The following is a 20,870-nucleotide window of genomic DNA, read 5'->3' on the forward strand; positions in this document are numbered from 1 at the left end:
AGAAAAATTTCAATAGAAATAAAATTTTTATAAATTTTCTTAATCCGTGTTAAGTACAGTAAAATATGACTGTCCCGCATTAATTATTACAAGTACAAAATATCAGAGTCGATATAACCTCCAATATTACCGTCAAAATACAAAGCTCAACTTTTGATTAACATTTATTTATATATTTTAGCCCTAACAAACTAACCATCTTTCTATTATCGCTTGAAGAAATTACTCCCTCACCTTCTTTTGCTATGCGCTTTTTTTGCAAATGCTCAAGATTTAACTCAAATAGGCAAAGCCAAACTCTTTACGTTGGGTGGTGGCGTTTCTGCAAACTCAGTGTACTACAACGGTGACGGACAGCGAGACCCTTTTACTTACGTATTAAATGGTAACCTTAACCTAAACATAAGCGGTATTTATAATGTTCCTATATCGTTTGCGTATTCTAACCAAGATTTTAATTACAGTCAGCCATTTAAGTTCAATAGGCTTAGTTTAAACCCATCTTATAAATGGCTTACAGCGCATATAGGAGATGTATCGATGACGTTCTCTCCCTATACTTTAAGCGGTCACCAATTTACTGGTTTAGGTTTTGACGCAACGCCTACAGCAAAGCTCAAACTGAGCGCTATGTACGGGCGTTTAATACGAGCAAATGAATATGACCCAGAAGATCCTCAAGCAGTACCTGCCTATAAACGTATAGGGTACGGATTAAAATCTGCTTATGATTTTGAAAAATTCTCGTTAGGCCTCACCTTCTTTGCTGCAAAAGATGAAGAAAACTCTATAGAAAACCCCTTTCCTGTAGAAACTGATGTGAGTCCACAAGATAACCTGGTGATTAGTGTGGATGGTAAAGTAAAACTTTTTGGATCTGCTGTTCTTAATGTAGAGTATGCAACATCTGGAATTACAGACGACACAAGAGCTTCAGGTTCTCCAGAAAATGGCGGTCCAGTGGGGCTCCTTTATAAAGGGAATGCTACTACCAGATACTATAATGCCTTTAACGCACAACTCTCTACTAGCGTGGGTAATGGTAGTGTAGGTGCTACTTATGAACGTATAGACCCAGGGTATCAAACTCTAGGAGCTTATTTTTTTAATAATGATCTTGAGAATATCGCTGTAAATGCTTCTCAATCTATTTTTGATAGCGCTATAAATATTTCTGTAAATGCCGGACTCCAGCGAGATAATCTGGATAAAGCAAAAACATCTGAGTTACAACGTGTCGTAGCAGCGGTAAATATTAGTGCGCTCGCCACAGAAAAACTTAACATAAACGCCTCTTATTCTAACTTTCAGAGTGTAACAAACATTAGAGATCAGTTTGATTATATCAATGCAGTTACGCCCTTTGACAACATAGACACCTTAAACTTTAGGCAGTTATCTCGCAATGCGACCTTAAATCTAACCTATGCGATTGCAAAATCTAAAGAGCGTGTTCAAAATGCGAGCATAAATCTATCCATGCAGGATACAGAAGATTTGCAAGAGCAATTTTTATCTGGAACCCAGACCACTGTAGGAGCTACTACGTTTTATAATACGGGTGGAAATTACTCTATTAATTTTGTACCCATTGACCTTAGTGTGACCGCAGGCGTTAATGCCTCATTTAATAAAACATTAGAATCTAGCAATAATACCCTAGGACCTACTGTAGCAATATCAAAACTCTTTTTTGATAAAAAACTACGAAGCTCCTTTGCTGCTTCTTATAATAGAAGTAGTGCAGATGGGGAATTACAAAACACCATACTCAACTTTAGAGCAAATGCTGGTTACCAGCTCTTTAAAAAACACCAATTTAACTTAAGCCTATTATCTCTTTTTAGAAATAATGCAACGGCTGCTACTAATAACCTTGTAAATGACTTTACAGCAACACTAGGCTATAACTATTCTTTTACCGTAGGTAAACTCCCTGCTTTAAGATTTGGAGAGCGAGATCCTCGCGAGTCTTCCTCTGGACTTACAGAGATACAATTTAGGTCTGACGGGACAATCTATCAAGGAAACGCAAATGAACTTGACACCCAGATATCTGACGCAAAAGATCGAGATGCTTTCTCATTCATACCACCTGTGGTAAAGGAAAAGGTAGATGGTGCAAAGCTTACGATGCTAGATCTAAAGACAGCAAAGGAGAAGGATCTTAGAGATGCTGCTATTGAATATCTCACGGAGGTGGATGATTATAACGCTTTCGCGAAAGCGTATGACCAAGCAATTCTTATCGCCGTAAGAAGATTAACGCCAGATGCCATGTACCTTGATGATACTATCGAAAAGGAATTTGCTATTGCAGGTGCAAAAGTGCAAGCACATCAATACAAAGGAATCCCACTTGCAGATGTTCCGGATAAAACGAGTATAAGCTACAAGGACTATAAGATATATTATGATGCTTTTGAAATCAAACGAGAAAAACTCATAAATCACAGGTATATGCTAGAACGCATTGCCAAAATTAGATCTATGCGTGACTTAAAGGACGATAAACAGCTTAAACAGTTTAGAAAAGAGCTCGCTGCCAAAGTGTATGAGGCTTATGGAAACATTGCAAAAAACCCAACTTCCTTAAGCAAGGCACTCACCGTAGACCTTATTTTATACTATAAAAACCTAGCAACCAAGTTTGCTGATAAAGATGAGTACACGATAAAATACTTATCTAAAATTAAAAACTAATACAGATACAATGAAGCAATATCTCCTACAGTTATTCTTTTTGCTTTTTGCTATACAGGTAGTGATAGCACAGCAATTTCCTGTACAAGTAATTCCACAGACCATACCACCTAGGCCTGTAGTATTATCTGACTATGCAAATGCATCATCTGTTAATGATAAGGTGCGTGTGCAACTTATTCTCAATGACCTTACAGAGCTTAACCGCGAGGTACGCCTCAAGCTTTTTATAGAAGGACAAGGTATTAATGCACAGAGTAATGATGTGGTTGTAGGAGCCACTCCAATATTTCTAGAAGGTGGTGTCGCAACTACCTTAGGCACGGCACAACTAGCTCCTTATTTTGACCTTCAGAATTTACAAGGTATCTCTCCAGGAGTATATGGTAATTCCTTACCAGAAGGATCTTATAGCTTCTGTTTTGAAGTTTATGACTTATTTACTGGTAATGTAGTCTCGGCAAAGACTTGTACTAATTTTGTGCTTTTTGATAATGATCCTCCCCTACTTAACCTTCCATTAAACGCAGTGGGAATACAAGAGATGAACCCTCTTAATATTGTTTTCCAGTGGACACCTAGACACATCAATGTTTCAAACGTACAGTACGAACTTATAGTTTCTGAAATATGGGATCTTAACATAGACCCTCAAGCGGCATTTTTATCTTCTCCTCCCATTTTTCAAACCACTACTACACAAACTACCTTCATTTATGATGGATTACAACCCTCATTAATACCTGGCAAACGTTATGGATGGCGCGTGCGTGCCTTTGCAGCCGCAGGAGCCGAAGAGATAGGTGTATTTACAAATAATGGCTTTAGTGAGATCTTTTACTTTGACTACCAGACACAGTGTGATGAGCCGCTATTTCCGGATGTAGAGGAGCTTACTAATCGCAGCGCGGAGCTTACCTGGCAAGGTAACTTTGACCATCTTGATTATACGGTAAAGTATCGCGAGAAAGATGCAGAATCAGAATGGTATGACTTAACTACTCCTCAAGATTATATCGAAATTGACAATCTTGAACCTGAGACTACCTATGAATATAAGATACAAGGTAACTGTATGTTTGGCAGTTATGGAGAGACTTTTATTCAAGAGTTTACAACACTTTCTGATGAAGCTTCGAGCTATCAAGGTTGTGCGATTGAGCCTGAGCCTATTCTTCTTGAAAATCAAGAGCGCCTTACGGAGCTTTTCTTATATGATAACTTTACTGCTGGTAAGTTTAAAGTACGCGTACTAGAAGTAGAAAATAGCACCTCTCCTTTTAAAGGAAAAGGATACGTTACCATACCATGGCTAGGATTTATCACTATCGCTGCAGAGTTTGAAAACATTGAACTCAACACCGATAAAGAGCTTATTTCTGGAGCAGTAGTTACTACCTATGATCCGGATTGGGGTAATGTCTTAAATACAGATGGTGTATTTGATGATGTTTTTGGTAACAATGGTGATGTCATTCAATTTGATGCCTCAGATATGGTTATCAGTGATGTACAAGTCTCTGCAGATGGGGCTATTACATTAATTGATAATGAAGGTAATTCTGTCCCTATTGTAGTAGGTACACCGGTGGTAATCACTGATAGCACGGGGAATCAATGGCTCGTAACAAATGATGGAGAAGTAGTAGAACTAGGTCCTGCAGCAGAAGGTGGCGTTGTTACTTCTGAGAATACAAACGGCGTGAGCTCTAGTGGAAGTGTTACAGCGATTTCCTCTCAAGATGTTGTAGTAACATTTACAGAATCTGGCTTTTATGCTTTTGACCCACTACCAGCAGGTGCCTCATCTAGTCTTGCGAGTGAATATAATACAATCTCTCAAGCAAGTGGAGGAACATACGATGTACCCTATAAAGCAATTTCTGATATCACAGGACATACTACAGACTTTCTAGAGGGGAATGTAACTTTTGCCAATGGAAAAACTAAAAGTGATCTCATTTTTAAAACTACAGAAGGTACAGCGATAGACACTACATGGTCTGGAAACACCGTATCGTTATCCCTTACAAAACAATTTGAATTTGGAAAAACTGCAATTCTTGCAACCGTAAAACCAGCAGACTCTACTGGAAATTATGATGTGGCTGGTACTGCAGATTTATGGCATATGAGTCCCAAAACTGTAAATGTAACAGTCGTTCCCATTAATGGATCAAGTACAGGAACAGCTTCTCAAATACAAACAGAACTTAATACGATTTATGAAAAAGCAGGTATTTCATTTAACGTTGATTTAAAAGATGATTTTGAGGTACCTGCAAATGTTTGGGACATAGGGCCAACCACTGGAAGTCTTGACGTAGGTGATAGCGGTGTTTTTTCTAACTACTCTCCAGAAGAGAATGCCATTAAAAATTATTATAAAGATGCTCGAGATATTGAAGATGATCAATACTATATGTTTGTCTTTAACAATGTACCTATCGTTAATGAAGACCCATCAAAAAATACGCAAGGGTTTATGCCGCTTAAGCGTCAATATGGATTTGTCTTTAATAACAGCACAACGACCATGGCTCATGAGCTAGGTCATGGTGTTTTTGGGTTAGAACATTATACGGCAAGTGGCACAGATGATTTCTTGATGCATGAAGAGAATATCACTGGAACAGTATTACCACACATGGACTGGCAAACTATTCATGCTGCTGGATTACAGTTATATCTTTTTCAAGGTGATTCGGATGGGGAGAATTATGTGTCATCTGGATTATTTAGTAAGTTAAACTTCGGTAAAAATGAAGATAACACCTACACATTTTTGACTCCTGCTGCGCAATATATTGTGCTTCCTGATAGTGTTAAAAATGTCACTAAATATTATGGATATTATGGAACTAGTTTCTTGAGTAGTGAAGAACAATTTAAAGAATTCATGACAGTAGTACCTGGCACGCTAAAATCTTTTCAGGTTGGTAATAAAACATTCCAAGCAAATATAATATCATCTGGAGAAGACTTTGTTCTAGCTGGTTACTTTAGCGGAGATGAACGTTACATTGAGTCCAATTATGGGATAGAAATAAATGAACAGAATAATAATTCTACACTAATATTTGCAATTGAGAAGAATGAAAACAATATTGGGTATAAGGCAATACAACTTGAAGTTGGAGAGAATTTTACTAGCTCTACTACAAATAGCGTATTACAAAACCCAACCGACTTTCCATATTCCAGTAGCTGGGTAATTGACAGAAAGGATTTAAACGTATCTGCAACAGGATCCCAGTACTCATATTCTGAAGCTGAAATTGCCTACTTTTTTGATCAAAACTACAATGAAAATAACACACATAATACACTCCTTATAAGAAACAAGCTTTTAGAATTCAAAACAGCATACCCATCCTTTGTGAGTGAATATGCAGGTTTACAGTATAACGAAAGTCAATTTGAAAACTGGTCAATGTGTGCAACATTCAAATCATTTGAGGAATTAGGCATTCCTAGGACATTTGAGGTTGATATTACCAATGAATTTTGTCAATGTGTCCAATATGACAATACAAATAATTCTCCAACCTATCCAGACTACAGGCATGAGTGCTCTCAAAATACTAATTCTCCATACTCAACAAGCGAACCTACAAGGAGAGAGTGGCTGGAATTATTTTATAGATACTTAAAGGATAGATCTTTTGAAATAACGGAAACTATTTCTAATGATATCTTAGATTATAATCAAGTTAATCCAGACTTAGTTTCTAGTGAAGAAACTTTAGATATTATAAGAACAATTAATCTAGCTAGTCAAAACGATATTGCTTCAATGAGTTCATTAGCCATATTAAGGATTTTATCCAAAATTGCTAATGAACCTTATGTCAGTGAAAATAATGACCTTAATAGAGATATGGAAGCAGCGGCTATTAAATTAATTCAGTACAGTAGTGAATTAATAGCTAAGGATATTATACTTGGTATGGAATCCCCTAATATATATAATTCGTCCGTTTATCTCTACGAACAACTTTTCAGATCAATTGATGATGATTATCTATTTGGTCTAACAAATAATAATAGAGAAAAGTTTATATCTGAGTGTACAAAGTTAATTTACAAAGATTCACAGTTCTTTGATACACGCCTAACAAGCTCTATAGAGGATATGGAAAACAGGTTATTCATTTTTGAATACTCAAACTTCGTCAAAAGCTTAGGGATATTTATTGTTCAAACTGCGGAAGCTACTTCAGTTTTTGATGAAATTTCAGGGGTTTCAATTAATAATGAAATATTACATTATGATATCGATAAGGAATTCTTAGATACTGGTAAAATTTCCCTATCACAAACATTAGATTCTGGATGGTTTACACAACAGACATCATTTACCAATGATGATCTTCTACCTTTTGACTTGGTCACTTTCGTCAATAGGTCAAATCTTTCTTTGGTTAAAAGTTACACCGAAAATCTAAAAGATTCTAGTCTACCCGTACCTGCTATAGCAATTGCTTATGCTTCACAAGCAGCTTCTAATGAAACTACATCTCAAGCTATTTATACCACGTTAGACGTAATAGGATTGATTGGAAGTGGTGGCACCTTGGCAGGGGTAAGTGGATTATCAAAACTTCAAAAAATATATTTGATAGCAGATATTGGAAGTAGCGGTTTAAGTATTACATCAACTGCCTTGAGTGACAATGAGGCTAATGCGGAGGTTAGAAGCATATTAAATACCATATCAGGTATTACTGGAGTAGTTTCATTAGGAGATAATATATCTGGGTTCAAAAACTTGGTTGCTCAATCTAAAAATAAAATTAATTCTGGAGCTGATGTCGTACAACTTGTCGATGATATTGAATCACTGCCTACTAAAATTGCTAATATGGATGATGTAGATATAACAAAACTTGTTACTAATTATCCTGACGTTACTGAAAATTACATTAAGCTTACTTTAAAAAACATTAGTGATAAACTAATTGCTGGAGAAAATAACATCGATTTGATGAAAAATCAATTAGTAAGAGTTTTACAAAGTCGCAAAGCAGTAAATAATGGTTTTATACAGTTAATTACCACTACATATCCTAACATTCTAAACAAGTACAATAATCTTCTCAGTACAGATGTTGAACAAGCTGCTAAGTTTCTAAATGACTTTTCAAATGCGGATACTTCAGTACTAGTCCAACTTAATAAAACAGGCAATGAATCTATTTTATTTGAAGCTTGGTTAAATTTCACAAATAAATATCCTAATAGAATATTCTCTTGTAATTAATAATATTATGAATAAAATTAAATTATTATTACTTGTTTTTCTTCTCTTCAGTTTTGGAGCTAACTCTCAGTGTTGGCTATCAGATTTAACAGCAGAATTAACTAGTGGTTCAGTGGAATTTAAAGCGTTAATTAAGTCTAATAATGAAGGTATTAACGCATATAGAATTTTACATTCAGCTGGTAGGTCGGGCCTGAGAACTACACCTGAAGCTTTAGCAAGTTTATCTACAATTTTATCTAATACTAAAGCTCAAAATATTTTAGGAAATGAAATGAATACTATTTTGACAAAATTTGCGCAAACTCATTCAACTTCATTTTACAATAGAATGGCTTTTAAAGATCATTTAAATCTTCTTAATTCTCAAATAAATAAATATGAAGGTATTCCCGGTTTCAATAAAAGTATTCGAGATCCTTTAAACAATGCTAATACAAATGTACAAGATGGCTTTTGGCACACTTTAAAGGATATGGAAGCCCGAAATATACCTCCATCACATATCAAAAAAGTCGATATGCAATTTGACAGCGCAGAATTACCTTGTACATATTGTAAATTTGATTTGGAACTTAATACAAATAGCCCTATAAAATATTTAGAATATAAGAGCTATCAAGACGCAAGTAAAATATCTAAAAATCAGTTTCTCAACTATTTAGCTAGTATCGATAATTTTGATCAATTAAATTATGTCTTTAGCAGTCAAAAACTATCCGTTACACAGGCTCAAGATGGCTTAAAGTTATTTTTAAAAAATAATGAAATAGATATTATTGATAATTTGAATGAATCACTCAAATTAGAAATTACTTTAAGCGAAGCTTCAATTAGTTTGACTACTTCACAGATTAATTATATCGCAAATAAAATTACAACAATATTCTAATGGTAATTATAGAAAATGTTTCCGACTTCAAAGTCAACAGTGATTCGTTAATCACTATGCATGGAAAAATGACGTCTCGTAGGTTGCAAATCTGGAATAACATCCATAATTATTGTACTGAGATCTTTGATAATAGGATAATACCTACTATTAAATTTCAAGACATTGACAATGTATGGATTTACACACCTCAAAAAACATTCAATTATTGTATTTCTAAAGATAAAATATCCAAATCATATGAGCACTTTGTTCCTCAAGTAGATATAGATGGAGTTTTAATTGGTCATCATTTAGAAGATGATGACAACAAAATTTCTGCTATTGACGAGGTCACTGGATCAACTCTTTGGAAAACTAAGTATAAAAACTCAGGCTTTATATCTCAGAATCTCAATAATGAGTTCATATTTATAAATAGCGATGAGGAAATGAAACGAGATAAGCTCATTTCCATAAACGTTAAATCTGGTACTGAAAACTGGATTTACTCATTGGATAAGACACAAAGCCTTCATAACAATCTTAACCACGCATCAACTCTGGCATTTGTAAAAATAATTTGTGAAGAAAACGATATAATATGGATTGCTATTAACACTGGTTCACTATATGGAATTTCAAGAAAAAATGGAGCGTTACTATATTCTTTTCCACAGAGTTCGACTAAAGGAAAAGACAAAGATGTAGAACCCTATTCTTCTTTTGGACAGCAAACTATATATGATAAAAACAGAAAAATTATTGTAAGTCCTAATGGCAAGTTTTGTTCATTAGTTAACCTGTCCCAATCTAGCCCTTTCATCACAATTAAGGAGATTGACTACGCTTCATATACTACGGTGTTTTTGAATAAAACAGCAGGTATCTTTAACGATAATATTTTCTTTTTTGAGGGAGGAGACAGCAATCTATATGGGATATATAATTTCATTAATAATAAAATCATATCTCTCAAAACTATAGAGATTGTTAAAGACAAATTCCCCGCAATTAGAAAAATGGATGTCTCAAATGGCATTATTTATATCCTTGATCATTTTTATTCATTACACATTTACTATGATTCTAAAGAAAATCATATATCATAACCAAGCTTTATGAAAACCAAAACCCACATATTCACCCTTCTCGCATTCCTACTGTGTACTGTGACCTTTGCTTCAACGGGCAAAGACACTCTTGCGGTAGGGAAACGCACACGTACTTTTGCTACAGCTCCTGTAGCAAGTACGATCTCTGCAAATACAGAAGCGTTGCGCATTTCCAAGAAATCGTTACAACCGGCCAATTTTAAAACAAGGTCATTTGCTGCGCTTGATGAGAAGATAGATGTTGAATATGAGCTCATGGAAAACACCTATCGCTCTGAGTTTTCTAACTCTTACTTTAATGAACTGTATCCAATTTCAGAGAATGACAGTACATATTTACAAGAAGTAAAAGCAAAAGCTATTGCTGTATTTAACCGGTTAGATGAGACTGGTAATGTTGTTGATATACTTAGTATTGAAACCCTATTAGATTTAGTTAACCCTCTTGAACCAATTGAATTTCCAATAGGTCTGAGTAAAACAATTGCAGGGTCTACTTACATAGTGGGCATAAGTGATGCTGCTTTCTACCCCACCTATACGGAACTTACAATATTTGTTCGTATTACAATACCTCAGTCTGATGGGCAAGGAGCGCAAAAACAGCTATTTTTTGGGGCTACAGGTATTAAGATATCTAATGATGGAGGACTATTAGGCGATACAAACCTCGCTCTTCTAGGCGATTATCCTATCCCTATTAGTGGTGGGAATGGGGCACTTGTTATAAAAGGTGGTTTTAACCTTGAAACAGGAGATATTGCTGACAAAACGTATGTTACTATAGACTGCGATGGGTTCAAAGAACTTAGTATAAATGCACAGGTTCAATTTTCAAGGAATCTTGTTGTACCGCTCAAACCGGATTATACCGTAGACAATTCTAATTATGAAGGCACGTCTATTAAAAAAAGAGTAGGAGCTGATTTTGAAATTGTTGTCTCAGATTGGAATGATATTATGGGGGAAGTCACTATACCCCGATTTGCACTTAAATCTCAAGAAACAGAAAATGAAGGTAGTGCAAAAAGAAGCTTCGTTTTTGAGGTAAATACAGCTGTATTCGATTTTAGTGATATTAGAAATGCTGACAATATAGTATGGCCTCCTGAATATGAACAAGACTATCTAGACACTGATTCCCCAGAACTATGGAAAGGCGTGTACGTTCAATCGTTAACCGTCTCCCTACCCGAGCAGTTTAAACGTAAGGGAAGTACAGAACGTATCGAACTTAGCGCATCAAATCTATTAATCGACGGTCAAGGTGTCTCTGGAGATTTCTCGGCAGATAATATATTACCACTAAATGAAGGTTCGGCCTCAAAATGGCAATTTTCTGTAGATCATATAGAAGCATCCTTTATTGCAAATAATTTTACAAGAGCAGAGTTCAGAGGTGCCATTGTCCTCCCGATATCAGAAGAAGTTACAGATGAAGATGTAGCAAACCAGCAAGAAAATTCGAGTAATGAGAATACTCCAAGCGCCGCACTCGCTTACGAAGGTTTAATCAATCCTGCTACTGATGAATATACCCTCACGGCAAGCCCCACAACGGCTATTAAATTCAATGTATGGAAAGCGACAGCTACCATTGCTTCTAATTCTTACGTTCGCTTTACCGTTGCAGAAAATAAGTTTAAACCAGAAGCGATGCTTCATGGAAGCATGGGAATCTATGCAGATAATAGTGACCCACCAGGTGAAGGAGTACCAGAAACCCCTCCAGATCCTAATGCTAAGAAAACTGTAGAGTTTGAAGGAGTCACATTTGAAAGTCTGCACCTAAAAACAGATTCCCCTATTTTTAGTGTGGCTTATTTGGGGTATGAAGGTGAGGTTAAACTCGCTAACTTTCCAATATCAATAGGTGATATAGAACTTACTACCACAGATAATACGGCAAAATTAGAATTTGACTTAATGCTTAATCTGCAGGAGGATGCTTTTGGCGCTTCCACGCGTCTAGCAGTTAATGGAACTTTTGGCGAAGATGAAGGAATCACTAGATGGAAATACCAAAACATTACATTCTCTGAGATTTCTATAAATGCAGATATAGGAGGCGCAGAGTTTGAGGGAAGTATCACATTAATGGATAACGACCCTACTTATGGAGATGGATTCCAAGGAAATCTTACTGCTAGATTTAAAGGAATGGGTTCTGAAAAAGTTACCGTTTCTGCAAATGCTATATTTGGTAAAACAGAGTTTAGATATTGGTATGTAGATGCCCTAGCAGATGGATTAAATGTTGAGACAGGAACGGGCTTCACCATCAAAGGTTTTGGTGGAGGTGCTTTTTATCGAATGAAGAAAGCTGGCTTTAGCTCTAGCTTTACAGCTTCTGGATCAGAGTATGTCCCAGACCTTGATTCTGGACTTGGAATTAAGGCTATGATTTTATTTGCTACTACAGGTACTTCAAGAGCTTTAAATGGTGGTGCTGGTTTTGAAATTGCTTTCAATAGCTCTGGCGGTCTTAACCGTATTAGTATTTATGGAGAGGGTCACGTCATGCAAGATTTTGATATTCCTAATCCCGCTGCTAAGCTTAAAGGAACGCTCGCAGAAGTAGTACAAAATGAAGCAGGTTTTTCTGATGCTGTTCTTGATCAGCTTAAAGAAACCAATCTTGTCGAAGTGTCAAAACAAGTATATCCAGATAACGTAGCTGGAGAAGTGGGTCTTAATGCATATGCTGCCATAGAGTATGACTTTACAACAAGTACACTACACGGTACTTTTGATCTTTACATCGATGCTGCTGGAGGTCTTTTTAGAGGCCGTGCATCTGGCAATAGAGCTGGATGGGCAGTCTTGCACTTTGCACCGGACACTTGGTATGTACATATGGGTACCCCTACAGATAGATTAGGTCTCAAGGTGGGTATAGGTGGTGCCTCTATTGAAAGTGGAGGTTATTTTATGCTAGGAGATAACATACCTGCAAGTCCACCGCCACCAGCAGTTGTTGCAGATATCTTGGGGGTACAACTAGCCGAACTAGATTCTATGCGGGATGAAAATGCGCTAGGAAATGGCCGTGGCTTTGCCTTTGGAACAGACTTTAGTTTAGACACTGGAGATATAAGCTTCTTGATATTTTATGCAAGACTTCAAGCAGGTGTTGGTTTTGATATCATGGTAAAAGATTATGGTACTGCCGAGTGTAACGGCAGTGGTCAAATAGGTCTAAACGGCTGGTATGCAAATGGACAAGCTTATGCATATTTGCAAGGAGAACTAGGAGTTAAAGTACGCCTCTTATTTATTAAAAAAGATATTCCTATAATAAGTGCTGGACTCGCAGTATTAATGCAAGCAAAACTACCTAACCCTGTTTGGTTTAGAGGATATGCTGGTGGGCATTTTAGTGTTCTAGGTGGTCTTGTAAAAGGAAGGTTTAGACTAAAAGTTGAACTTGGGGAGCAATGCGAATTTGTAGATGGAGCACCTTTAGGCGGTCTCAAAATTATTGCAGATATTCAACCTGGTGATAACACTTCTAATGTAGATGTTTTTACAGCTCCACAAGTTGGTTTTAATATGCGTGTTAATCACATATTTGAGCTAGAGGATGAACAAGGAACTTTTACGTACCGTATTAAATTAAAAGAGTTTGAAGTAACAAATGCTGGGGTTCCTCTTGTAGGTACTACAGAGTGGAATGATAATAATGATCTCTTAACATTTGTACCTGATGATATACTCCCTCCAACCACAGATTTACAGATAAAGGTATCTGTAAACTTTGAAGAACGCGTGAATGGTGTATGGCGAATACTTACTGATAATGGACAAGAAGCGGTAGAAACAGAGATTCGTAGCTTTACTACAGGTGAAGCTCCAGACTACATCCCGCTTTCTAACATTGCATATATGTATCCTACCATAGATCAAAAGTTTGTGCATAAGGATGAATATGGACAAGCGTTTGTACAGTTAAAAACAGGTCAAGATTATCTTTTTGAAAATCTCGAGGGCTACACTCAAAAGGCATACTTTGTTTCAGATCAAGGAAGTGAAGATGTAACTATAGGCTATAATAACTCAGATAACAAGGTGTTTTTAAATATGCCTACCATGAGTGACAACTTAGATTACACCTTAACTATGGTCACAGAGCCCATATCCTCAGAAACTCAAGGAAGTTTAACGGAAACATTTACAGAGCAAAACTTAGGTGAAGATACTGAAGTAGAGGTACGCGAAGTAACCTTAGGACAAACGGTAATTAATGCAGAGGCTGTAGAGATGCTTTCTTTTGACTTTCATACAAGTGTGTATAGCACATTTGCTGCAAAACTGGCATCTAAAGCATATACACAACCTATGGTTGAGATTATATACTCAGATGTGCATGCACTACACACAAAGTCTAATGAAACAGAACGTTTTAATCTTGAAGAGGTAGAAGGCACAGAACTTACTAACTATGCTCCTATGATGCGCATAGAAGCAGATTTAAGTAACAATACTTATTATCAAAATGAAATCTATCCTTTAATTTACCAGAATTACCCTATCAGTAATTTTACTGTAAATAGAGATGTCTCAGACTTAGGATTGCCTCCAGTAAAAGCTATGGATCTTTTAGAGTGGTATCCAGTTTATACCACTACAGAGCCTAATAATTATTTATTAAGAGAGCGCATCCCTTTCAGGTATTTATTGCCACTCACCTTCAAGGAAGATTTTATTGATATTCAATATAAGATAACCAATGCATATCTAAATAATTCATCGCAATATGCGCAACACATTGCTCAATATGACTACATCATAAACGGCATATTCCCATATATAAAACAAGGTAATTACAATACTAAAATTAAGTATGTACTTCCCGATGGAACCGTAACAAGTATCACAGATTACATGTACAACAAGCCCAATTAACAATGACTCATAAACTTTTTATATTCTTTTTATTAATAAACTTTACCGTTACAGCACAGTCTGTAACTGATACACTTGTAAAAAGTGATAATCGTATAGAAGTTTTGGCTCGGGTTTCAGAAACGGAAGCTCTGATACGATGGGCACCTACAAAACCTATTGCTTGGAAGCAATTAAACCAGTACGGTTATATTATAGAACGATATACGATTATAAGAGATGGAAAAACCTTACCTAATCCAGAAGCCAGAACACTCACTTCTATTCCTATAACACCAAAGCCACTTGAGGCTTGGGAGGCGATTGTTCAAAATAATGATAATGCCGCTATTGTAGCTCAAGCTATTTACGGAGAACGTTTTGATGTAAGCGGCACTGATAAGATAGAAGCGATTGTAGCGCTATCTGAAGATCTAGAACAACGTCACACATTTGCACTCTACACTGCAGATCAAGATTTTGAAGTTGCCGTTATGGCAGGTTTAGGCTTTAGAGATAATACCGCAGCATCAAATGAAAAGTATATTTATCGTGTGGTTTCTAATGTGCCAGAAAGCATTAATAACATAGCATACGGAGGGGTATTCCAAGGCTACCAAGATTTTGAACCTTTACCAAAACCGATAGACTTAGTGAGCACTTTTTCTGACGCGGCTACATCTCTAAGCTGGAATTTTAAAATTCATAGATCACTATTTACGAGTTATAATATTGAAAGAGCGCAAGAAGGTGAGTCATTTAAAAAAATTAATAAACGACCATACACTTTATTGAATCAAGCAGCAGATGAACGTAGTGGCCGCATTTATTACATGGACTCTATTGCAAATAACAAAGGTTATAAATATAGAGTACAGGGTATATCTGTCTTTGGTGAACTAAGCCCTTACTCTGAGGAAGCAGGAGGAACTGGAAGAGCAGCATTAGGTTTTACTCCTTTTCTCACGACAAAAGAGTTTATTGACGAAAACACTGTCAAGTTAACTTGGGAATTTCCAGAGGAAGCAAACAGTGAGCTTTCTGGATTTACGCTTAATAAATCTAACGGTCTAGGAGAGACTCAAGAAGTTTTAATTAAAGACATACCTCCTACTGCAAGATCTATAAGATACAATAAACTGTTACCTTCTAATTATTTTACGGTAAGTGCTGTTGGGAAGTATGGTTCACAAAAGAAATCTTTCCCTATGCTGGTACAGCCGGTAGATTCTATTCCTCCATCTAGACCTGTAGGTCTTACTGGTAAAATAGATAGCTCTGGAGTTGTACGAATCAAATGGGAGGCAAATACAGATGTAGATATTTTTGGGTATCGTGTCTTTAGAGGAAATCTAGAAAATGAGGAGTATAGTCAAGTTACATCAAAACCTATCTCAACAACAGCCTTTAGAGATACCATTTCTATTAAGAATTTAAATAGTAACGTATATTATAAAATTGTTGCTCTAGACTATCGCTATAATCAAAGTGACTACTCTGACCCTCTTACTCTTAAAAAACCAGATATCATACCTCCAACCTCGCCAGTGTTTAAAAAGTTTGATGTAAGTGATGGAAAAGTAAATCTGCAATGGGCAAGAAGTTCTAGCGACGACGCAAAAACGACACATATATATCGTAAGGAAAATGACAGTCAGGACTGGCTACTTGTTTATGAAGGTGATAATACCACAGAACGATATATAGATAAAAAAGTAACTGAAGGCAACTTATATAGCTATACTCTCATTGCAATTGATGAGAGCAACTTAGAATCACCACCTTCACCATCTGTTTCAGTTAAAATACCTAAAACAAATAAAGAAAATCAAGTGCGTAGTTTTTCTGGAATAGCAAATAAACTCCAGCAATCTATAGATATAAGCTGGGCATACAGAGCAGATGACATCTCTGAATTTGAAATTTACAAATCTAAAACCGAAGAAAAACTACGATTATTACGTGTAGTACCTGCAGATACAAGGAGGCTTACAGATACTAATCTTAAAATAAATACAAGCTATACTTATGGGATTAGAGCAGTTTTTAAAGATGGGCGCATTAGTAAACTCAAAAAAATCACTGTAAAATATTAAAGTAGTTACGCTTTCGCGAAAGCGTGATAAACATTTTCATCAATGAAGCAAACAATACAACTTCTTCTACTTATACTAATTATAAGCACTACCTCGCAGGTAGGTGCCCAGTACTGGGTGAGAGGTGATATTACTATTGCAGATGCTGACTTTTTAGGGGGCTTTAACGCAAGTTTAGAGATTCGTATTAATTCCAATGCTATTATTGACTTATCCACAATGTCTGATGGAAATATGAACAGTACTGGGAGAACACAAATTATAAACAGAGCATATACTGGTTCTTTCCCTAATTCAATACAGTTTGTAGATTATATGTCTGGCGCCTCAATCTCAAGTGGAGATGGTAACACTAACGGATGTTATGGGAATTTTGGGGGTAGTAGCACTAATAATGCAACTACAAATGGAACTTTATTTAGAGGACCTTATTCATTTGAAGCCACAGGTAGCAACACTTATTTTGGATGTGATGAGATCATTCAAAATAATGTAATACAGACATTTCAAGTATGGAAACTAAAAAATTTAGTACAACCATTTGACAACTCAGTATGCACTGAGCAATCTATAATACTTAATCCTGGTAACTGGGGACCTTCTATAAAAGGTGTTTTATATAACACTAATACCATGGGCAATTATCAACCTCTCGAAACATTCTCAACTCCTGCAAGTTCATATACTGTAGATCTCAACACCCTGCCTAATCTTACTTTGCCAGGTACAGTGCGTTTTAGACTAGATTATGGAAATGGCATACTTTCTAACAGTGTGATTTATAATGTTACGGGATGCTCACCAGAAGTAACAAATATTGATGTGAGCGAACCCAATTGCTCCTATGATGAAGGTATGTTTACGTTAACCTTTGAAGAGGCACTTAATGGAGATACACTAACTAATATTGCTGTTATAGGTCCAGGTCCTAATGGTATGTTTGAAGATCCAGAAAATTCGGATACTGATGACGAATTAGTGGACACTGTTAATGAAGTTATTACGGTTCAAGGAGATCAATTTGCGTATCCTAACTCACTACCGGTAGGGACTTATGCTTTTAGGTATCAAACTAATGGCTCAGACACTGACCAACAAACTATGCCGTTTACTATAACCGCTCCACCCGCCCTAGAATATAGCGTACAAATAGAATCTGAAATCACCTGTAATGATGCAGACGATGGAAAAATAAGAATTACCATAAACCCAAATAACAATGGTAGTCTAGGTACACCGCCATATAATTATGTATTGAGCAATGGAAATACTGGGAATTTTTCTGGAAATAGTACTACTGTATCAAGTTTTATTGCTGGAGAAACTACTATTCAAGTATTTGATAGTCAAAACTGTACTGAGAGAGAATGATACAAATAATAATGAAAATAATAGTTAATTAATCACGCTTTCGCGAAAGCTTAAAATATTTATATGAAACTCATAATATGTTTCCTCATCATGTTCTCCGTTTGTAATATTACTTATGGACAAGATTATGGGGTCTATTTTGAGACAAAAGATAGTAATACATTTGCTTTTGGAGACAATCCAATCACATCATCTACTACAACAACCCTCAGCGTTTCTGGCGGCACAAGTACTTCCTATACGGGACCTCCTGCTGCTTTTCCGCAGGGGTCTACGTTTCATAATTCTTACCTTCCTATACCTAATAATATAAGCGCTGGTGGATCTGGTACTGTAACAATAGAATCTTGGTATGCTAATGATGGCGGCGGTACTGGAGGTGGTGATTGTGATTTCGGTGATGAGTTTACTACAACTATTTCAAACTTTCTCTTAAATTCATTTCAACTTGAGGGTTGTCAAGTGGTTACAGATGCTTACTTAATACATATTCAAGAACCATCTGCGGGACAAAGTACAGTGTGCTTAGATGAGGAGCTTACGCTTTCTGTAGGTAGGTACTGGCAATACAAATTAAATTCAGGACCTTGGACTAATTTTCCAAATGCTTATAACAATACAGACGAACCTTCATTTATTATCTCCGATCTTACCGGTAGTAATGAAACAGGAATTATCAAATTTAGAACTGGCTATGATGGCCAATATGCAAATACAGTAACTTATACGATTGCACCAGAGACCCCAAGCATTCAAAGCTTAGTACGTAACAACACAAGTTGCGACTACAATAGCGACGGTAGTTTTACACTAAATTTTAACACGAATCTCTCTGGGGAACAAATAGAATTTAACCTTAAAAAAGGCTCAATTAATGGTCCACTACTAACCGAAACTGCAAATATAACCGGGAATACTTATAGCTGGCCAGACACATTAGCCCCAGACATCTACTATCTTACATACCAAGCTTTTCCAAATGGCTGTGCAAAAACCTATAATGGAATTACAATAGGCAGTCCTCCCCCACTTGAATATTTTATAGAGGCAACAGACATAAGCTGTTTTAATGAAAATAATGGAGAAATCAACATTACAATAAATCCAAATAACAATGGTAGTATAGGTACACCTCCTTATAATTATGTATTAGGCAATGGTAATACAGGTACTTTTTCTGGAGCAGGCACCACTATAAGTGGCTTGAGTGCAGGAAGTACAACTATTCAAGTATTTGATTCTAATGCATGCACTGAGAGACTATAATGAAAAACAATAAACTACTTATCATCTTAATTTTGTTGTTAATTGCTGGCTTTACTGTTAGTGGACAGTCTTATAGCATTGATTACATTGATGTCCAAGTAAATTTGAGTTGTGGCCAGACAACCACAAATTATGGTGATAATTTCAATGTAGAAGTAAATCAGATAGGTAACTCTCCGCGTGGATATATTGTAAATGAAATTGGTAGAGCTACAGAAGATGGAAGTCCGTGTTCATTTAATAATGAGTTTACTGAATTAAAGACTAGTACTCAGTCTTTATGCAGTGTGTTTACAGATACCGCTGGTGGATGTTGTACTGATTATGATTTTGAATTTATAATGATCCCTAACTATTCTATTTTAACTCCAGCACCTTCTGCCAGTAATGCTTTACCTGAAGTTACACTAGAGATGACTGCTGGCTATGACCCTCTAGTTTATCAGTGGGAATTCTTACATCCTACTACAAATAATTGGACTTCTTTTCCTGCCGAATTTTTAGGCCAGAGTTCAATCACTTTTAATGCCGAAGATTTATTTGGTGCAAATGCTTCAAGTTTTTATGAAGTAAGTATTCAATATAGAATCGCTCTGTGTAATGGTTGGGTACCACCAGGTTTTCCTTATACCTACAGCTTTATCAAAGAAAGTCCTAATGTTGAAGATGTGGTTGTGATAGATCCAACTTGTCAATACAATGAAGATGGAAGATTTACTGTGATATTTGATAGACCGCTAGATGATGGCGAACAGCTTACCAATATCGGAATTATCTCTGCTGGTCCCGACAATAATATTGCAAATACAGGAGATAATGTATTTACAGCAGCAATGCCACCTACTTTTTCTGGTACTGGTAATACATATACCTATCCTAACTTTCTCCCTACCGGAGATTACATTCTAAGCTATCAAGCAAATAATACAAGTTCTGCAGAGTTTTCTGACCCATTCACTATTGGCACTGGACCTAGTCTAGCGTACGAAATTACAGCAACAGATATTTCCTGTTTTAATGAAAATGATGGAACAATCACTATTACAATTGATCCTAATAGCAGCGGCAGTGTGGGAACCCCTCCTTACAAATACACTATAAATGGAGGTGCTCCCGTAAATTTCACAGGTACAACTACCAGTATACAAAATCTAGGTCCAGATAATTACATCATTAAAGTATTTGATTCTAATGCATGCACTGAGAGACTATAATGAAAAACAATAAACTGCATATCATTCTTTTTCTACTGTTTTCTAGCTCCCTTGTGGCTCAGAACAAATTATATGTGTTATCAAGGA

At 36.2% G+C, this 20,870-nt stretch carries 9 protein-coding genes; all 9 read left to right on the forward strand.

All coding sequences use genetic code 11. The annotated features are described in order from the left end of the window. Positions 1–213: 213 nt before the first annotated feature. The 9 genes from D017_RS01045 (at position 214) to D017_RS01085 (ending at position 20,783) form a co-directional block, all read left to right on the forward strand. Positions 214–2,703: a hypothetical protein gene (locus D017_RS01045; protein WP_051583760.1), complete on the forward strand. Its 2,490-nt coding sequence runs from the start codon at positions 214–216 to the stop codon at positions 2,701–2,703. A 10-nt stretch (positions 2,704–2,713) separates the two neighbouring features. Then, on the forward strand, positions 2,714–7,966 hold the full coding sequence (locus D017_RS01050; protein WP_035334202.1) for a fibronectin type III domain-containing protein: 5,253 nt from the start codon (positions 2,714–2,716) through the stop codon (positions 7,964–7,966). 7 nt (positions 7,967–7,973) lie between these two features. Next, positions 7,974–8,858: a hypothetical protein gene (locus D017_RS01055; RefSeq protein WP_035334203.1), complete on the forward strand. Its 885-nt coding sequence runs from the start codon at positions 7,974–7,976 to the stop codon at positions 8,856–8,858. 56 nt (positions 8,859–8,914) lie between these two features. Further along, a complete protein-coding gene (locus D017_RS01060) occupies positions 8,915–9,949 on the forward strand; it encodes a PQQ-binding-like beta-propeller repeat protein (protein WP_160164948.1) in 1,035 nt (344 codons plus the stop codon). A 9-nt stretch (positions 9,950–9,958) separates the two neighbouring features. Next, the gene (locus tag D017_RS01065) at positions 9,959–14,857 is read left to right on the forward strand and encodes a hypothetical protein (RefSeq protein WP_051583761.1); all 4,899 of its coding nucleotides are present in this window, start codon (positions 9,959–9,961) and stop codon (positions 14,855–14,857) included. A gap of 2 nt (positions 14,858–14,859) precedes the next feature. Then, positions 14,860–16,932 (forward strand): hypothetical protein, encoded by a 2,073-nt coding sequence (locus tag D017_RS01070; RefSeq protein ID WP_051583762.1) that lies wholly within the window; start codon positions 14,860–14,862, stop codon positions 16,930–16,932. A gap of 42 nt (positions 16,933–16,974) precedes the next feature. Then, positions 16,975–18,303: a hypothetical protein gene (locus tag D017_RS01075; protein ID WP_035334205.1), complete on the forward strand. Its 1,329-nt coding sequence runs from the start codon at positions 16,975–16,977 to the stop codon at positions 18,301–18,303. Between the two features lie 63 nt (positions 18,304–18,366). Next, positions 18,367–19,569, forward strand: a complete 1,203-nt coding sequence (locus D017_RS01080; RefSeq protein WP_152023838.1) for a hypothetical protein — start codon at positions 18,367–18,369, stop codon at positions 19,567–19,569. Then, positions 19,569–20,783 (forward strand): SprB repeat-containing protein, encoded by a 1,215-nt coding sequence (locus tag D017_RS01085; RefSeq protein ID WP_035334207.1) that lies wholly within the window; start codon positions 19,569–19,571, stop codon positions 20,781–20,783. The genes D017_RS01080 and D017_RS01085 overlap by 1 nt, the downstream gene beginning before the upstream one ends. Positions 20,784–20,870 lie beyond the last annotated feature (87 nt).

The sequence above is a fragment of the Dokdonia sp. PRO95 genome, from assembly GCF_000355805.1.
Classification (GTDB): Bacteria; Bacteroidota; Bacteroidia; order Flavobacteriales; family Flavobacteriaceae; genus Dokdonia.

What these genes read in the sequence shown, in the direction of transcription:
- D017_RS01050 (WP_035334202.1), top strand. Translation starts at nt 2,714, where the DNA reads ATGAAGCAATATCTCCTACAGTTATTCTTTTTGCTTTTTGCTATACAG.
- D017_RS01080 (WP_152023838.1), top strand. Translation starts at nt 18,367, where the DNA reads ATGAAACTCATAATATGTTTCCTCATCATGTTCTCCGTTTGTAATATT.
- D017_RS01065 (WP_051583761.1), top strand. Translation starts at nt 9,959, where the DNA reads ATGAAAACCAAAACCCACATATTCACCCTTCTCGCATTCCTACTGTGT.
- D017_RS01075 (WP_035334205.1), top strand. Translation starts at nt 16,975, where the DNA reads ATGAAGCAAACAATACAACTTCTTCTACTTATACTAATTATAAGCACT.
- D017_RS01070 (WP_051583762.1), top strand. Translation starts at nt 14,860, where the DNA reads ATGACTCATAAACTTTTTATATTCTTTTTATTAATAAACTTTACCGTT.
- D017_RS01060 (WP_160164948.1), top strand. Translation starts at nt 8,915, where the DNA reads ATGCATGGAAAAATGACGTCTCGTAGGTTGCAAATCTGGAATAACATC.
- D017_RS01055 (WP_035334203.1), top strand. Translation starts at nt 7,974, where the DNA reads ATGAATAAAATTAAATTATTATTACTTGTTTTTCTTCTCTTCAGTTTT.
- D017_RS01085 (WP_035334207.1), top strand. Translation starts at nt 19,569, where the DNA reads ATGAAAAACAATAAACTACTTATCATCTTAATTTTGTTGTTAATTGCT.